Annotated in this window: 16 protein-coding genes, 1 tRNA gene and 1 other RNA gene; 2 read left to right on the top strand and 16 right to left on the bottom strand. The window is 54.5% G+C overall.

The window, feature by feature from the left end; all coding sequences use genetic code 11:
• The first annotated feature begins 81 nt into the window (after positions 1-81).
• Entirely contained in the window at positions 82-708 is a 627-nt protein-coding gene (locus ACZ5EH_RS10020; RefSeq protein ID WP_464277983.1) for a nitroreductase family protein, read from the top strand.
• Positions 709-874: 166 nt separating this feature from the next.
• Here the strand turns inward: ACZ5EH_RS10020 and pheS are convergent, their stop codons facing one another.
• The 6 genes from pheS to ACZ5EH_RS09990 all read right to left on the bottom strand — a co-directional run bounded on the left by pheS (position 875) and on the right by ACZ5EH_RS09990 (position 5,716).
• Entirely contained in the window at positions 875-1,915 is a 1,041-nt protein-coding gene (pheS, locus tag ACZ5EH_RS10015) for a phenylalanine--tRNA ligase subunit alpha (protein WP_464277982.1), read from the bottom strand.
• Positions 1,916-1,995: 80 nt separating this feature from the next.
• Positions 1,996-2,349, bottom strand: coding sequence for a 50S ribosomal protein L20 (gene rplT / locus ACZ5EH_RS10010; protein ID WP_464277981.1), 354 nt, complete (start codon positions 2,347-2,349; stop codon positions 1,996-1,998).
• A gap of 105 nt (positions 2,350-2,454) precedes the next feature.
• Positions 2,455-2,652: a 50S ribosomal protein L35 gene (gene rpmI / locus ACZ5EH_RS10005; RefSeq protein ID WP_464277980.1), complete on the bottom strand. Its 198-nt coding sequence runs from the start codon at positions 2,650-2,652 to the stop codon at positions 2,455-2,457.
• A 332-nt stretch (positions 2,653-2,984) separates the two neighbouring features.
• Positions 2,985-3,569, bottom strand: a complete 585-nt coding sequence (gene infC, locus ACZ5EH_RS10000) for a translation initiation factor IF-3 (RefSeq protein ID WP_464277979.1) — start codon at positions 3,567-3,569, stop codon at positions 2,985-2,987.
• Positions 3,478-5,445, bottom strand: coding sequence for a threonine--tRNA ligase (thrS, locus tag ACZ5EH_RS09995; RefSeq protein ID WP_464277978.1), 1,968 nt, complete (start codon positions 5,443-5,445; stop codon positions 3,478-3,480). The genes infC and thrS overlap by 92 nt, the downstream gene beginning before the upstream one ends.
• 196 nt (positions 5,446-5,641) lie before the next feature.
• Positions 5,642-5,716: transfer RNA gene (locus ACZ5EH_RS09990), tRNA-Val, on the bottom strand.
• 229 nt (positions 5,717-5,945) lie between these two features.
• On the opposite strand from ACZ5EH_RS09990, the gene ACZ5EH_RS09985 reads away from it, so the two are divergent.
• Entirely contained in the window at positions 5,946-7,124 is a 1,179-nt protein-coding gene (locus ACZ5EH_RS09985) for a septal ring lytic transglycosylase RlpA family protein (RefSeq protein ID WP_464277977.1), read from the top strand.
• A 105-nt stretch (positions 7,125-7,229) separates the two neighbouring features.
• On the opposite strand, the gene ACZ5EH_RS09980 is transcribed toward ACZ5EH_RS09985, so the two are convergent.
• The 10 genes from ACZ5EH_RS09980 to atpD form a co-directional block, all read right to left on the bottom strand.
• A complete protein-coding gene (locus ACZ5EH_RS09980) occupies positions 7,230-7,643 on the bottom strand; it encodes a PaaI family thioesterase (RefSeq protein WP_464277976.1) in 414 nt (137 codons plus the stop codon).
• Positions 7,644-7,665: 22 nt separating this feature from the next.
• Positions 7,666-8,769, bottom strand: coding sequence for a tetratricopeptide repeat protein (locus tag ACZ5EH_RS09975; protein WP_464277975.1), 1,104 nt, complete (start codon positions 8,767-8,769; stop codon positions 7,666-7,668).
• Between the two features lie 20 nt (positions 8,770-8,789).
• Positions 8,790-9,995 (bottom strand): cyclic nucleotide-binding domain-containing protein, encoded by a 1,206-nt coding sequence (locus ACZ5EH_RS09970; RefSeq protein ID WP_464277974.1) that lies wholly within the window; start codon positions 9,993-9,995, stop codon positions 8,790-8,792.
• A gap of 297 nt (positions 9,996-10,292) precedes the next feature.
• Positions 10,293-11,852: a ribonuclease Y gene (gene rny / locus ACZ5EH_RS09965; RefSeq protein WP_464277973.1), complete on the bottom strand. Its 1,560-nt coding sequence runs from the start codon at positions 11,850-11,852 to the stop codon at positions 10,293-10,295.
• Between the two features lie 353 nt (positions 11,853-12,205).
• Positions 12,206-12,389: non-coding RNA, 6S RNA (gene ssrS, locus ACZ5EH_RS09960), on the bottom strand.
• 33 nt (positions 12,390-12,422) lie between these two features.
• Positions 12,423-12,683, bottom strand: a complete 261-nt coding sequence (locus tag ACZ5EH_RS09955; RefSeq protein ID WP_464277972.1) for a cell division protein ZapA — start codon at positions 12,681-12,683, stop codon at positions 12,423-12,425.
• Positions 12,684-12,691: 8 nt separating this feature from the next.
• Complete coding sequence (locus ACZ5EH_RS09950; protein WP_464277971.1) at positions 12,692-12,958, bottom strand: hypothetical protein; 267 nt, start codon at positions 12,956-12,958, stop codon at positions 12,692-12,694.
• Positions 12,959-13,020: 62 nt separating this feature from the next.
• Positions 13,021-14,388 (bottom strand): bifunctional UDP-N-acetylglucosamine diphosphorylase/glucosamine-1-phosphate N-acetyltransferase GlmU, encoded by a 1,368-nt coding sequence (gene glmU, locus ACZ5EH_RS09945; protein ID WP_464277970.1) that lies wholly within the window; start codon positions 14,386-14,388, stop codon positions 13,021-13,023.
• A 122-nt stretch (positions 14,389-14,510) separates the two neighbouring features.
• Positions 14,511-14,930 carry a F0F1 ATP synthase subunit epsilon gene (locus ACZ5EH_RS09940; protein ID WP_464277969.1) on the bottom strand — a complete coding sequence of 140 codons (420 nt, stop codon included), beginning with the start codon at positions 14,928-14,930 and terminating at the stop codon, positions 14,511-14,513.
• 21 nt (positions 14,931-14,951) lie between these two features.
• A complete protein-coding gene (gene atpD / locus ACZ5EH_RS09935) occupies positions 14,952-16,352 on the bottom strand; it encodes a F0F1 ATP synthase subunit beta (RefSeq protein ID WP_464277968.1) in 1,401 nt (466 codons plus the stop codon).
• Positions 16,353-16,371 lie beyond the last annotated feature (19 nt).

Genomic DNA, 16,371 nt, shown 5'->3' with positions numbered 1-16,371 from the left:
TTGACCATATCAGGCGAACAGGTAGACTCTTTTCCAATCTCTATCTTTTCTTGGATATTTGAAGCTGGAAGGAGCCAACGCATGAACAGACGCACATTTGTCAGCGCTGCTGGGGCTTTGCTTGCGAGTTGCGGCATTTTTAATGGCAAGGTATTTGCCGTGAACCGTGATGAACCAGGTGGTATGAATGGCAGCCTGGGAAATGCGCTTACCAACAGACAAAGCATCCGCGATTATTCGGATAAGGATTTACACCCCCTCATTTTGGATTACCTGCTCTGGGCGGCATGGGGTGTCAACCGTCCGGAAAGTGGCAAACGCACTGCGCCATCTGCCTTGAACAGACAGGAAATCCAGCTTTGGATCACCAAACGCGACGGCTTCTATCTCTATGATGCGGACAAAAATGAAATGATTAAAAAGGGCGATAGCGATATCCGTGCAGTCACAGGGACACAATCCTACGTCGCAAACGCGCCTGTGAATCTGGTGTACGTGGTGGATACGCTGAAAGCCGTTGATGACGATATCATGCAGGGTGCGAATGTCGGCTGCATCTGCCAGAACGTCTACCTTTTCTGCGCATCAGAGAATCTTGCGACTGTGGCGCGCACCAGCATCGATACAGACGCATTGCACAAGGCCATGAACCTCGGCTCCAGCCAGCGAATCATCATGGCCCAATGTGTGGGGTACCCCGCTGCATAGCCACCAAGAACTCGCAAAAAAAATGGGGAAGTATTACCAAAAAAAAGGCGAAACCTTGATCAAGGTCTCGCCTTTTATAATTTATATAAGAAGCTTGCGGACGGTTTCTTTTATTGCAGCTAAAGAAGCAGCAAAAGAAAACGTATGGTAGTCTTGCTTAGAACTCTTAGAATTGACGCAGAAAGCGCATGTCGTTTTCAAAGAAAAGACGCAGATCATTGACACCGTATTTCAGCATGGCCACGCGCTCAACGCCCAGGCCAAAAGCAAAGCCGGTGTACTTTTCTGCATCATAATCAACGGCTTTGAAAACTTCCGGGTCCACCATACCGCAGCCCAGAATCTCAATCCAGCCGGTCTGCTTGCAGACACGGCAAGGCGCGCCACCAATACACCCTTCTCCATGACACATCATGCAGGAGATATCGACTTCTGCGCTGGGTTCCGTGAAAGGAAAGAAACTGGGGCGGAATCGGACTTTGGTGCTGGGGCCGAACAAGGCCTGAACAAAGGCAGTCAGCGTGCCGCGCAAATCTCCCATGCTGACGTCCGTGTCCACCAGCAAACCTTCGATCTGGTTGAACATGGGCGTATGGGTCACGTCGGAGTCGCGCCGATAGACCTTGCCAGGGGCAACCACCGCAATGGGCGGCTTGCGCTCCAGCATGGTACGAATCTGCAGCGGCGATGTGTGCGTGCGCAACACAATGGCGTCGTCGATGTAGAGCGTATCCTGCATATCCCTTGCCGGATGGTCGGCAGGGAGATTCAGGGCCTCGAAATTGTAGAAGTCGGTTTCGATTTCAGGACCACTGACAATGTCATACCCGAGATTTTGGAAGACTTCACAAATCTCTTCCGTAACCCGGGTGATAGGGTGCAGTGACCCAAGCCAGGGCGTGCGCCCCGGAACAGTAGGATCGAAGCCGGCGACCTGGGCGTCACTCACCTCGCGTTCGAGCGCGGCTTTGCGCTCGGTAAAACGCCCTGTAAGGGTCTGCTTCACCTCATTGGCGAGCTTACCAGCTAACGGACGCTCCTCCGGAGGGAGCTGAGAAAGCCCGGACATGATCTGGGCGAGCCGCCCCTTGCGACCAAGAAACTCGATACGCAGGACCTCAAGATCGTCCTGTGATCCGGCAGCATTGAGCGCTGCTTCGAAATCCGGTACCAGTGCCTGAAGCTGCTCGCTTAGTGTACCGTTCATTTGGCTCTCGTAACTGAGAAGAGATAAAAGGGCGCAGCGATGCGCCCTTATTTCTTCGTCAGGTCGAATTGTACGTCTGGTTAGCTGAGCTGTGCCTTGACGGTTTCAGCCAGCTTGGCGAATGCCTGCTTCTCGTTCACGGCCATGTCGGCAAGAACCTTGCGGTTCAGCTCGATGCCGGCGAGGTTGAGGCCGTTCATGAAACGGCTATAAGACAAACCGTGCTCACGAGCACCGGCGTTGATACGCATGATCCAGAGCTTACGGAACTCGCGCTTGCGCACCTTGCGGTCGCGAGTGGAGTAAGCCATGGCGCGTTCAACGGTCTCTCGCGCGGTACGGTAGAGCTTGCTGCGCGCTCCACGGTAGCCTTTTGCCAGCTTCAAATATTTTTTGTGCCGCTTGTGTGCAGCTTTTCCGCGTTTGACCCGCATGGTGATTCTCCTTCAGACGCCCCCGCCCCAATATTGAAGCGAACGCGGTTGTGTCGTTCTTATACCGTGGTGTCCTTATACAAGGACAGGCAAAAAGACGCTTCCCTAGGCGTAGGGCAGCATCCGCTCCACGGACTTCTTGTTGGCGCTATCCACAAGGGCGGACTGGCCCAGGCGACGTTTACGCTTGGCATTTTTCTTGGTCAGAATATGGCGCAGACCCTGCTTGCGACGGCGAAATTTACCGCTGCCAGTCTTCTGAAAGCGCTTGGCCGCGCCACGGTTGGTCTTGAGTTTCGGCATGCTGCTCTCCTTAATCTTCTTTTGTATAGCAGAATGCCAATAGACATTCCGCTTGTGCAAACCCATCGCCTCATTGCTCTGGGCGGGGTTGCGGCGCGTGAGCGCCGGGGGCCTGCGAAGGCGGCCCGCTGTCGCACAGGGAGGGAATAGCCCCTGAAGCGACGAGAGGCGCTAGAAAAGCGCCTGCTGCACTATATACCCTTCTTGCAAAGGGACAGCCCCGGCAACAGAAGGCGGCAGTTTTACATACCGCTTTGTAAAAGCCGGGAACGCTGCTCTGCCACAGGTACGGGCGATGTGCAAGTGTTTTGATGCACCGCCCTGTGGAGGGCTTACTTTTTCTGGTGCGGCACGAGGAACATGTTCATGGTGCGGCCCTCACTACGAGGTTCCTGCTCCACTTTTGCTATATCCTCTGTGTCCTCGACGACTCGCTGCAGAATGGTCAGGCCGCGATCCTTATGCACAATCTCGCGTCCGCGAAAGAAAACAGTAACCTTGACCCGGTCGCCATTTTCAAGGAAGCGGATGATGTGCTTGAGCTTCGTCTGATAGTCGTGCTCATCAGTCTTGGGCCGGACCTTGATCTCCTTGATCTGGACCACGGTCTGCCGCTTGCGCGCTTCCTGCTGCTTTTTCTGCTGCTGATATTTGTACTTGCCGAAGTCCATGATCCGGCAGACCGGTGGATCGGCATTGGGTGCCACTTCCACCAAATCAAGCCCGCGTTCCTGAGCAGTCTGGATCGCCTCGTCCTTCGCCAATATGCCGAGTTGGGAGCCGTCTTCGCCAATAACCCGCACCTGTCTGGAGCGGATCTGGTGATTACACCTGGCCTGAGTAGTCGAAGCTATAGCGCATTCCTCCTCTCTTGAATGGTTCTTCGCAATCCGCCAGGATACGTTCGGCCGTCTCATCCAAAGTTTGTACGCCCAGGTTTTCCCCGGACCGGAGACGAATATTTACGCTCCCAGCTTCCACCTCCTTGTCACCAACGACAAGGATATACGGTATCTTTTCAAGCTGCGCTTCACGAACTTTGTAGCCCAGCTTCTCATTTCGCAGGTCAGCTTCCACTCGCAAACCGCGTGCCTGCAACTGCTGTAAGGCGTTTTCGGCAAAATCTTTCTGTGCGTCGGTCACCGTAAGAATACGCGCCTGCACAGGCGCCAGCCATGTGGGAAATGCACCGGCAAAGTGCTCTATAAGCACGCCAATGAAGCGTTCGATGGCCCCGAGAACAACACGGTGCACCATAACCGGCCTGTGTCGTTCACCATCCTCGCCAACGTAATACAAATCAAAACGCTCAGGCAAGGTGAAATCACATTGGATCGTGGCGCACTGCCAGCGACGTTCAAGGGCGTCCTTCAACTTGATGTCGATCTTCGGCCCGTAGAAAGCGCCGTCGCCCTCGTTAATGTCATACGGCAGGCCCAACTGATTGACCGCGTTCTCCAGCGCTTTGGTGGCGCGATCCCAGTCTTCTTCAGAACCAATGCTCTTTTCAGGGCGAGTGGAAATTTCCATCTCAAATTCAAAACCAAACAGATTCATGATGTCCTGCACAAAACGCACGACGCCGATGATCTCTTCCTGCAACTGATCCGGACGGCAAATGATATGCGCATCGTCCTGCGTAAACTGGCGGACACGCAAAAGTCCATGCAGTACGCCGGACTTCTCGTGGCGGTGCACCACACCCAGCTCAAAAAGACGCATGGGCAAATCGCGGTAGCTGCGCACGCGCGAGCGGTAGATGATCATGTGTGACAGGCAATTCATGGGTTTGATGCCATAAGCCTGATCATCCACCTCTGTGAAATACATATTTTCGCGGTAGTTATCGTAATGGCCGGAGCGCTCCCACAATTCGCGGCGCAGGAGTATGGGCCCTTGAACGATATTATATCCGCGGCGCAAGTGCTCCTTGCGTTCGAAATCTTCCAGAATGGTGCGCACCAACATGCCTTTGGGGTGCCAGATGACCATACCCGGGCCAGCTTCTTCGCTGAAGCTGAACAGGTCCAGCTGGGTGCCCAGCTTGCGATGGTCCCGCTTGGCTGCTTCCTCCAAACGCTTCAGGTGCGCTTTCAGACCCTTTTCATCCGCAAAAGCAGTCCCGTAAATACGTTGCAGCATGGGGCGCTTTTCGTCCCCGCGCCAGTAAGCGCCGGCAACGTGGGTCAGCTTGAAGGCCTTCAGCGCCCCTGCACTTGGAATATGCGGGCCGCGGCAGAGGTCCACAAAATCGTCGTTGGTATAGATGGAGAAATGGTCACCACCGAGATCATCCATGATCTCGAGTTTGTATGTTTCTCCCATCTCCTTGAAGCGGCGTACTGCCTCTTCCTTGGAAACCTCTTCGCGGACAAAGGGCTTGTTCTCGGCAACGACCTTGCGCATCTCTTCTTCAATGCGCTCGAGGTCCTCAGGCGTAAAGGGGCGTTCGTAATCGAAGTCGTAGTAAAAACCGTTTTCAATGGCGGGACCGATGGTCACCTTGACGCCAGGAAATAGCCGACGCACGGCCGTAGCCATAACATGCGCCGCACTGTGGCGGATGATGTCCAGGCCTTCCGGTGTATCAGCATAAACAGGCGCAACAACCTGAGCACCCTCTTCAAGAGGCGTACTGAGGTCTGCGATATGGTCGTCACCGTCACCATTGCCCTGTACGCGACAGGCCAAAGTGTTCTTGAATTTTTTGCCAGACAAAGCCTGACGCAACGCATCTGCACACGTTGCCCCTGGAGTAACGTCTACCTGAGAATCTTCGACCTGCACCTGCATGATGCCGCCCACTCCTGTGCACTGCCGCCATTGCGGCTTACTCCGCGACGCTACCGGCCACCAGGCCTGCCACGGAGACGATACAAAGCGACCCCGCCCCCACTGTTCTTGCTGTGCGCAGCCGGCAGCACTTTCGGCCGTCACTCCTGACAGGAGCGCACAAACGGGGATACGGGGCCGACCTTAGGTCAAAAAATGGTAGGCGCGAGGAGATTTGAACTCCTGACCCCTTGCGCGTCAAGCAAGTGCTCTCCCCCTGAGCTACGCGCCTACACAAAGAAGGAGGACTTTATCTTCGACCTCCTGACCTGTCAAGCATTCCTTGCAAAAAAACTGCAGATTCATACATCTACTTCCTTCAGGAGGTTAAGCTTTCCTCCTCGTATTGCCACATTTTCCGCCTTACCCCGATTTTTCACCCACAGCAGCCCGAGACAAAACCCTCTTCAGCAATTATTTTAATTTTGAACCCTATCCTTACTCTTAAAAAAGGTGCACGCATGAAAATATTGTTTGCAATGTTACTCTTTTTTCTTTCCATAGTGGCGCTGCCCTGCCTGGGTGTGGCCGCAAAAGACTTCAAGCAGCAGGGGCAGGCGTCGTGGTATGGCCCCCATTTTCAAGGGCAAACCACCGCAAGTGGTGAGACGTTTGACATGTACGATCTCACCGCGGCCCATAAATATCTGCCATTAGGCACGCAAATCCGGGTAACAAACGAGCGTAACGGTAAAAGCGTTGTCGTGCGCATCAACGACCGTGGCCCCTATGCCAAAGGGCGCATCATCGATCTTTCAAAAACTGCTGCGCAGGAACTGGGCATGTTGCAAGCCGGCACTGCGCCGGTCACCATAGAAACCGTTGGTACTGTCCACGGCGCCACCGGAGAGGGTGATCTCGAAGGCATATTCATTGTCCACCTTGCAACGTTTTCCAATCCCGCCCATGCCATGCAGCTTTTTGACAAGTTAGGCAAAGAGGAGCCCAAGCGGCGGGTGCTGCAAATCATCGATCCCCAAGGCGTTACCGCCCATGTGCAACTGGGACCTTTCCGTAAACTATCCCATGCGCAAAATTCCCTGGACAAGCTGAACGACCCTTTTCCCGATGCCTTTGTCATGGCGGAGCTTGAGGGCTCATCCCTGCGCTCTTATTTGCGTGAAAACGAGACATCCAATGAAATGGAACAGCTTGACGCCATTGAGGATACCATCGACAAACAAAGCAAGGAAGCGGAAGCAAAGGAAAAGGCGGAACAAAAGATAAAGGACGAGGTGGACGCCAAGGCAGAAAAACTGTCCAAAGAACTGGCCGCTCCCCAAGGCCCGCCCGAGCAAGGCGCCGTTCTTGCTGCCTGTAAAGGCGCGCCTGCATGGACGCCTGACATGGACCCCGACAACGCCTGGTTTGTGCAGCTTGCTGTCTACAGACTGGAGCGTAACGCAAAGGCGGAAATGGAGCGGGCTGCCAAAAAAGGAAATGTTCGCGTTGTCCGGAATGGCGGCGGCAGGCGCCCCGCCTTTCAGGTGCAGGCCGGCCCATATGATGACAAGCAGAAGGCCTTCAAAGCGCGGAACTCATTCCGCAATCCATATCGCGACGCGTATGTGATTCCTGCAAAGAGAATGGATGCGGCAACAGATTGCGTGCTTTTTGCAACGCAAAAAACCGACGAATAGGCTGCGTCCCTTCACACTCGGCAACGCTTGCGGCTTGTCGTTTCATTTGGAGGGGCGACAGCACTTTTTCCCTCGGGAATAACCCTTTTTAGTCTGGTGTGAGAATTAGCCCAAGATCATGAACGATGCAGCGGCCTTGGCAGCAAGGCGGCCTTTTCCGTCCACGACTTCGCATTCAGCAGTGACAATGGCGCGCCCTTTTTTCAGAACCCAGGCCTTAGCCGTGACGGTATCGCCCTCATGCAGGGGGCGTAGATAGCGCACGCTCATTTCCACAGTGGCGGTGCGCTGGTTGGGTTCTATCCTTGCCAGCACGGCGTGCGCCATTGCCTCATCCGCAAATGTGGCGAGCATGCCCCCTGCCAATACGCCAGCGCCCTGGATCAGATCCGGGCCAATGACACACTGCAGAATACCGTGCTCTATGTTTACTTCCAATACTCTAACACCCAGCAGGGTAAAGACGGGATTGACGGTCTGCCCCTCACGACAGACCGCTTCAAGGTATTCCGCAGTCATACGCAGCTATTGTCCCGGTTGCTCAAACATCGACCCTGGTCTGTTCATGGATGAGGCCTGTGCCATCCTTACGGGGGCGTGCTCCTCCAGAAGGCCAGGACGTGCCTTTGAGTGATTTGTAAAGTTTCAGCGCTTCGCCAAAGTTCCTGTTCATACGCAGAGACATGGTGACGTATTTCAGGGCGTTCACCTTGTCATCCATGTAAAAGAAGGCTTTGGCCATGTTAAAATACACATTTTCATCGTTGGGCGTAACTTCCAGAGCCTGCTGATAAGCGCGTATGGCTCCCTGGTAGTCCCCGTTTTTGCGCAGTCGCACGCCCAGCGTATTAAAGGGGTTGTTCGCGGTATTATCGTATTTCAGAATATCGATGAAGATTTCCTTCACCTTTTCCATGCGATCAAATTCTGCGTACAGGTTGGCGGCTTTCTTGAGGTAGAACTGGCACTGCTCCTTGTCGCCCTTGCCTTTGTAGGCTTCTGCCAGCCCCTGGTAGGCCTCGGCAAAAAGGTCGTTGATGCGCAGGGCCTTTTGAAAGGCCACAATGGCCTTGCCGAATTTTTCCCGCACCAGATAGGTACACCCCAGGTCGTAGTAGCGCTGGGCTTCGCTCTGCATGGAGACGACTTCTTCGAATTCCTCGATGGCTTCGTCGTACTCGCCCATCTCCAGCATGAGCTTGGCGTCTTCGATCTGGCGTTTTTCTATTTCGTTAAAGCGTACGAGTTGCAGTGCTGTATTGATGTGGCGTTCAAAGGTATCCAAGGAATAGGGGCGCAGAATATACCCGGAACAACCGCCGGAAACCGCATCCAACACGTTGTTTCTGTCGTTTTCCTGCGTGACCATGACAATGGCGAGATTTCTGTATTCCTGGTTCCCCTTGATCTTGCCGAGGCAAGTCTTGGCGTCCATATCCGAAATCGCGGTGTCCAGGATGATAATGTCGCACTCGTTGTCGCGCAGGTATTGGAGGGCTTCTTTACCACTGCCAACAACCGCCCCTGTCTCCAGATTGATGCGTCGGAGCGCGGCCTTATCCTTGTCCCCATTGTTCTTGTTGTTGGTAATCACGAGTACGGTTTTCGCCATCGGCGCTCCCCGTTCACTCTTGGCCATACCCATTCGGTCCTCCCCCTTTCTCCTCAGGCTCGTTTTCCGAGCTTTTCAAGCAAAGCAAACAACTCGGCTTCAATTGCCGCCACTTCAGAAAGGTCTACACGCAATCCCTGCACGTCATTATCCAACATTGTTTTGGTCTTGCTGGAAACATTTTCCCGGATTTTAGCTTTGCCGGCTTCTCCAGCCGCTGCATAGAGCACCAGGAGCTTGTCTTGCCCCAGATTGGTAAAAGCCAATTGCAACGAGGTGTTATCCACACCAACAAGGTCATCGGCTATCATTGGGCGCCATGATTTCCAGCGCCCCCCTTCGAGGGTGAAGTAGTCGTTTTCCAAGTTTTCCAGCCAGTCCTCCAAGGCTTTTTCCCTGAAGCTGAAGACGCCTTCGGGAATCTCCTGCTGACAGATAAGCCTGAGCAGCACGCTTTTTTCTATGCCGGCGCGTTTTGCAGCGTCTTCTACATCCAGATACACCATGCCGGTATTACTGCCGGTGAGGTCCTCTTCCGCCATTTCCTTTTTCAGGTTCCTGGCAGCCGTCATGAACCGCATGGGGTCAGTGATGACAACGATCTGATCGCGTAAATATTCTGACGATTTATTCATCTGGCCGAGGATGTCGCGCTTGTAGGTGGCGCCTTTGACACCGCGGATGTTCACAAGATTCACCCTGTTCAATTTTTCCAACACAGCGTCTATCTCGTTCTGTTGCACCTGCAGCACGGTTTTAGCCATACGACAGAATTCCGCATAGCTCACCGCATTTTTCAGGGCAGTGCGTGTTTCCTCAGGGTCGGCCTGGCCTTGGGCCTGTGCATACAGCTCCAGGAGTTGGCATATTCCCAGGAAGACATCCTCATAGGGGCGCGCCTTGACCAGCGTATGCATGGCCTGCAACTGCTCAAGAAGGTGGCGTAAAATTCTCTGGATGGGGTTGGGGCTTTTGAGCAGGAGGGACTGCAAAAATACGCGATCGAAAGCGATACATTCCGTGGTGATCTGGGCTTCTGCCGTGGCATTGGCGGGTTCGCCCATAATCAGGCCCATTTCACCAAAAATCTGCCCAGGCTTGAGATGGGCAATCACAACCTTGCGGTTGTTGACAGTTCTATAAAGAAGCACAGCCCCTTTTTTGACCATATAGGCCACCGGGGTCACCTGCCCTTCCTTGTATATGACCTGGCCCTTCTGGAAGGTCTTGTAGGTTTCCGGCACCTCGGCTTTCGTCATGCTTCACTCTGTCGGTGTTCTGCTCCCTCGAAAGGAAACGTTGCGGAAGTCCTCCATACACTCTTAGTACAAGACCACGCTTCCTCGCAAATCCTTTTTAGCGGGGGCACTTCTTTGGAATGATGGTTACTCGCGGAGCATTGATACCCGCCGTAGCTAATCCATAGCGCCCGCAGTCTGATACAAATAGGGCAGACACGAAGATTGCTGTAAGCCGCACGCACCGAGCAAGCAGCAGTGTCCAAAAAGAAAAACGCCCTCTGTGTTTGGTCAACACAGAGGGCGTAAATACCTTATTTATTTTGCGTAGCCTACGGCCCTTCGTTCGCGAATGACTGTCACGCGAATCTGTCCCGGATAGGTGAGATTGTTTTCAACCTTTTCGGAAATATCCTTACAGAGCAGATACGTCTTGTCGTCATCCACGTCGTCGGAGTTCACCATGACGCGGATTTCGCGGCCTGCCTGGATGGCGTAAGCCTTGGCGACGCCGTCAAAACCCAGTGCAATGCCTTCGAGCTCTTCGAGTCGCTTCACGTAGTTTTCAAGAAGCTCCTTACGTGCGCCAGGCCGCGCCCCGGAGAGGCTGTCCGCAGCCTGCACCAGCACTGCCAGCACCGACGTAGGGGGAATGTCCTCGTGGTGCGCCGCAATGGCATGGACAATGTCCTTTCCTTCGCTGTGCTTTTTTGCCAGATCCGCACCGATGGTGGCGTGCGGGCCTTCGACTTCGTGGTCCACCGCCTTGCCGATATCGTGCAGCAAGCCGGCGCGCTTGGCTTTTTTGACATCCACTCCGAGTTCGGAAGCCATGATGCCGCACAGGGAGGCCACTTCTATGGAGTGCTGCAACACGTTCTGGGAAAAGCTGGTGCGGTACTGCAGGCGGCCCAAAAGTTTTATGAGTTCGGGCCCGATACCGTGCACGCCCACGTCAAAAGTCGCCTGCTCACCAATTTCACGGAGTTTTACATCCAACTCCTGCTCAACTTTTTTGACAATGTCCTCAATACGCGCCGGGTGGATACGGCCATCGCTGATGAGACGCTCCAACGCCATCTTGGCAACCTGCCGGCGCAGCGGATTGTAGGCAGAGAGGATAACGGTCTCTGGGGTATCGTCGATGATCAGATCAACGCCGGTGGCTGCTTCGATGGCGCGAATGTTGCGCCCTTCTCTACCGATGATGCGCCCCTTCATGTCTTCACTGGGCAGAGTAACCGCGGTGACTGTCTGTTCCGCCACAAAGTCGCCTGCATAGCGCTGAATGGCGGTTGCCAGTACTTCCTGGGCCTTACGGGTGGCGGTTTCGCGGGCTTCACTCTCTATCTGGCGGATCATCCGCGCAGCGTCGTGGCGTGTCTTGGATTCAATTTCTTCAAGAAGCCGGGCCTTGGCTTCATCTGCAGTAAGACCGCTGATTTCCTGGAGCTTACGTTGTTGCTCCTGGGTCAGCAATTCCACTTCCTCTTCACGCAGTATCAGATCGCGTTCCTTGTGGGTCAGGCTCTTTTCCAGGGAAAGAACTTCGGATTCCTTTTCGGTCGCCTTTTCGAGCTTTTCTTCAAGCCGCTCCTCTTTTTCGATCAGCTTGCTTTCCCGCTTCTTGATCTCGCGCTCACGCTCTTTGGCTTCCTGCTCAAGTTCTTTCTTTTGGCTGTAAATCTCGTCATTCGCCTGGAGTAAAACTTCTTTTTTCTGCGCCTGGGCTTCCTTGCGCGCTTCATCCACTATGCGTTTGGCCAAACTTTCAGAGTCCTTGACCCGCCGGGATTCAATGATTTTGTGCAATACAAATCCGGCGCCGGCACCAACCGGTAGTGCCAGGAAAACCAGGATTACGGTGATGGTACTCATGGAGTAAACCCCCTCTTTATGTTGACAGGCGGTTGCCTGATAATCCGCACTCCTGCCCTGCGGCAGTGCGCGTACGCTCCCTCTTGTCGCTACATCGCGTAGCCCCTTGCTCATGCACAAGTTCTACACGCAGCACCAGAAAGACAGGGCAAATCGCCCCATGGCTGGTGCAAAATCACGCACATCTGCAATCTGTTGCAAACTTCCGCGACACGTCAGGAGAGCCGCCTAGTTGGCGTAATCGAAGGGTCAGGCAGGACTGTAAGCCGCCACAAAAGACGCGGGCGGTCTGCGACGATTATGACCCAGCAGGTGTTACGGCGCCACGAAATTGCTTCGTGGCCCGTTATATAGACATCCCCGGGGCGCCGTGTTGTCCCCTTTTTTGAACCATGGCTACCATGGCGGGCGCCACTGGCGAACCGTCAGGCTCTCCAGAGGCTTCCGGATATGCGCACGGGCACGCTCGAGCGGCACCCTTTCTGTTTTTCATTGGCTCAAAAAACAGCGAGACAATCACTAACCCCCCAGGGAGATATCTACCCGGCTAAGTCATCGGTGCAGCTTACGCTACACCTCATCTATCTTTGCCAGAAGCCGGGCCACGCCATTTTCGTTGGCGCGAAGCTTCTGGTTAGACTGTAACAAGTCATCTGCCAGCCCCAAGGCCACAAACAATAACAGCTTCTCTTTGCTGATCTGCTTTCCATCCGCTTGAAGCCGCTTGTAACGTTCTTCCACGAGCTCCTGCGCCGCCTTGACCCGCTTCTGGTCGGCTTCTGCCTTGAAGGCTACTTGAAGCCCCAACACTGTCATCGTGTAGCTGGGCATGGCTCGCCTTATGAACTCGTTGTCTGCTCGGCAATCTTAGTAAGCAAACCGTCGATCTTGTTTAAAACGGCCTCTTTAGCCGCTTTTTCCTGTTCCAATTCTTCCCGCAGGCGCACATTCTCGCTCTCAAGGTCGGCCTTGCCGGTCTGCGCTTCCTCCTGAAGTTGTTTGACCTGCTCTTCGAGCACGCCATTCTTTTCTTCAGCAGTTTTCAGACGAGACAATATGTCCTCTATGCGGTTCTCAAGCTGTTCTAGCAAATCCATGTCGACCATGATAATACCTCGCTTGCGGCAAATCAAGGGGCCATTTGCAAAGCTTGCTTGCAAGCCTCTGCTCAACGCTCCTTATTTACCTGTCTGCTGCGTCCGAACGCCACGGCGCGGGGCGGGACTTCCTCGGTTATCACTGATCCAGCAGCAACCAGCGCGTTGTCGCCCACCACTACCGGCGCAACCAGCGCCGAATTGCTGCCGATGAATGCTCCCTTGCCTATCACGGTGCGGTGCTTGTTCTGGCCATCATAATTACAGGTGATGGTGCCAGCGCCGATATTGCACCCTTCCCCTACTTCGGCATCGCCCAGGTACGTCAGGTGACTTGCCTTGGCGCCCTTGCCCAGCACGGATTTCTTGATTTCCACGAAATTACCGGCCCGAGCGTCTTCTTCCATCACAGCAGCAGGACGCAATCTTGCGTATGGTCCCACCTGGCAACGCGGCCCTACCACCGCTTGTTCCAAATGGCAAAAGCTCTTTATATGTGCGCCCTGTTGTACTTCGCTACTTCGTATCACGCAATGGGACTCGATGACTACACCTGAATCCACCACTGAGCGGCCGTAAATTTCACAAGGACCAGTTATCTGCACGCCTGGAGCGATTTCTGCAAACATGCTGATGCGCACACTTTCCGCCTGGCGAATGAGGACACCCTGCTGCAAAAGCGACGCATTGATCTGCTTGCGCAAAAAGTCCTCAGCTTCCACCAACTCTGCGGGACTGTTCACCCCCAGCAATTGCGGATCGCTGCCGCCGCTTATACCCTCGACTTCCAACCCTGCATCTACGGCAAGCGCTACAAGGTCGGTGACATAGTACTCACCGCTCTTATTTTCATTTTGCAAGCGCCCAAGCAAAGGGGCGATGGATTCCAACCTGAAAAAATATATCCCGGAATTGATTTCCTTGGGTTCCGGGCCATGCAGGGCAACATCATAATCCTTTGCCTCTATGATGCCGACGGCGCGGTTATCTCTACGCAACACACGGCCAAATGATCCTGGGTCTTCCAAGGTAAGGGTCAAAAATCCCAGATCGAGTTTTTTGTCCAGACATCCTTGCACAAAATCCTTCGCATGCCTTGCGGTGAAAAGGGGCGTATCACCATTGACCAAAAGCACATATTCAAGATTTCGCTCCTGAAGCGTAGGCAGTGCGCATTGCAACGCGTGACCGGTGCCAAGCTGCTCCGCTTGAAGGATGAAAGACGCCGCCTCCCGCTCAGGGAAAGCGTCTTGCACCTGGCCGGCTTCAAAGCCAATGACGCTGAAAACGCTGTCAGGAAATACGGGGTCCAGGGAAGCGTATAAATAATGCAGCATGGGTTCCTGCAGCAACTCCTGAAGAACCTTTGGTCGGTTGGAGTGCATGCGCGTGCCTTTTCCTGCGGCGAGAATGCAAGCGCCAATGCTCGCGTCAAACATATCTAGACCCCTTGTGTGCGAATTTTCGTTGCTTAGACAATAAAAAAGCAGACCTGTAAAGGCCTGCTTTTTTATTGTGATGTTACGTCGGGAGCAAAAGCTCGCCGGTTATAGCGTAATCGCTATCTCGGGGCGCTTGTGCCGTGTTCGGTGGCTTTCATGCGAGCCATAGCCCTTTGCAGGGCGGCCTGAGCCCGGGCGAAGTCAACCTTCTCCTTCTGTTGGGCCATACGCTGTTCAGCTCTTTCCCTGGCCTTGCGCGCACGCTCGAGGTCAATGTCCTCGGCCTTTTCAGCGCTTTCAGCCAAGATGGTCACCTTGTTGTTCGACACATCCGCAAAACCGCCGGACAGGAAGACATAGTGGGCCTTTCCACCTTTCTTGTAATAGAGGTTCCCTATTTGCAAGGCGGAGAGGAAGGCGATGTGGTTCGGCATTACACCGAATTCGCCATTGTAGCCAGGCGCTCCCACATAGTCGACCTCCTCGTTCAGAACGAGCTTGTCGGGGGTGACTATTTCAAGCTTGAGAGACTTTTCCATACCGATCTCCTGGGGTCTGGCTTAGGACTTTGCTTTCTCCACCGTTTCGTTGATGTCGCCGACCATGTAGAAGGCACTTTCGGGGATGTCGTCGTGCTTGCCTTCCAGGATCTCGCGGAAGCCCTTGATGGTGTCTTCGAGCTTGACGTAACGACCGGCAACACCGGTGAACTGCTCGGCAACGTGGAAGGGCTGCGACAAGAAGCGCTGGATCTTACGAGCACGGGAAACGGTGAGCTTGTCCTCGTCAGAGAGCTCATCCATACCCAGAATGGCGATGATGTCCTGCAAGTCTTTGTACTTCTGGAGAACCATCTGAACTTCACGCGCGGTGTAGTAGTGATCGTCACCCAGGACCAGGGGGTCCAGAATACGCGAAGTGGAGTCAAGCGGGTCAACAGCAGGGTAGATGCCGAGCTCAGCAATCTGACGGGAGAGAACCAGGGTACCGTCAAGGTGCGAGAAGGTCGTTGCCGGTGCGGGGTCAGTAAGGTCATCCGCAGGGACGTAAACGGCCTGCACCGAAGTGATGGAGCCCTTGTTCGTGGAGGTGATGCGTTCCTGCAGTTCACCAAGGTCAGTACCCAGAGTAGGCTGGTAACCAACCGCGGAAGGCATGCGGCCGAGAAGTGCGGAAACCTCGGAACCAGCCTGGGTGAAGCGGAAGATGTTGTCAACGAACAGCAGCACGTCCTGGCCTTCTTCGTCGCGGAAGTACTCGGCGCAAGCCAGAGCGGTCAGGGCAACGCGAGCACGTGCTCCCGGAGGCTCGTTCATCTGTCCGTAGATAAGACCGGCTTTCTCGAGAACGCCGGCGTCTTTCATTTCATGGTACAGGTCGTTTCCTTCACGGGTGCGCTCACCAACACCTGCGAACACGGAGATACCACCGTGCTGCTTGGCGATGTTGTTAATGAGCTCCATGAGGATAACCGTCTTACCCACGCCGGCGCCGCCGAACAGGCCCATCTTGCCGCCCTTGGGGAAGGGAATCAGCAGGTCGATGACCTTGACGCCGGTTTCGAGCAGTTCAACCGAGGTGCTCTGCTCAGCGAAAGTGGGGGCTTCGCGGTGAATGGGCAATTTCTTTTCAGCATCGATGGGGCCCAGTTCGTCCACGGGGCGGCCAACGACGTTCATGATGCGGCCCAGAGAAGCCTTACCAACAGGCACCGTGATGGGGCTGCCGGTGTCCACGGCTTCCATGCCACGTACCAGGCCTTCGGTGGCGTCCATGGCGATGGTGCGGACTACGTTGTCGCCAAGGTGCTGTGCCACTTCAACCACCAGGTCCGGGGCGTCAGTGTTGTTGGGATTGTTAATCTCCAGGGCAGAGAGAATGTGAGGCAGCTTGCCCGGAGGAAATTCGACGTCGACAACGGCGCCGATAACCTGCTTAATCTTACCGACGTTCTGGCTCATGTTCTTACGCTCCCTTCCT

This window comes from Desulfovibrio biadhensis (genome assembly GCF_055388615.1).
Note: the sequence above shows the minus strand (reverse complement) of the source record. Positions and strands in the feature narration are given on the sequence as shown.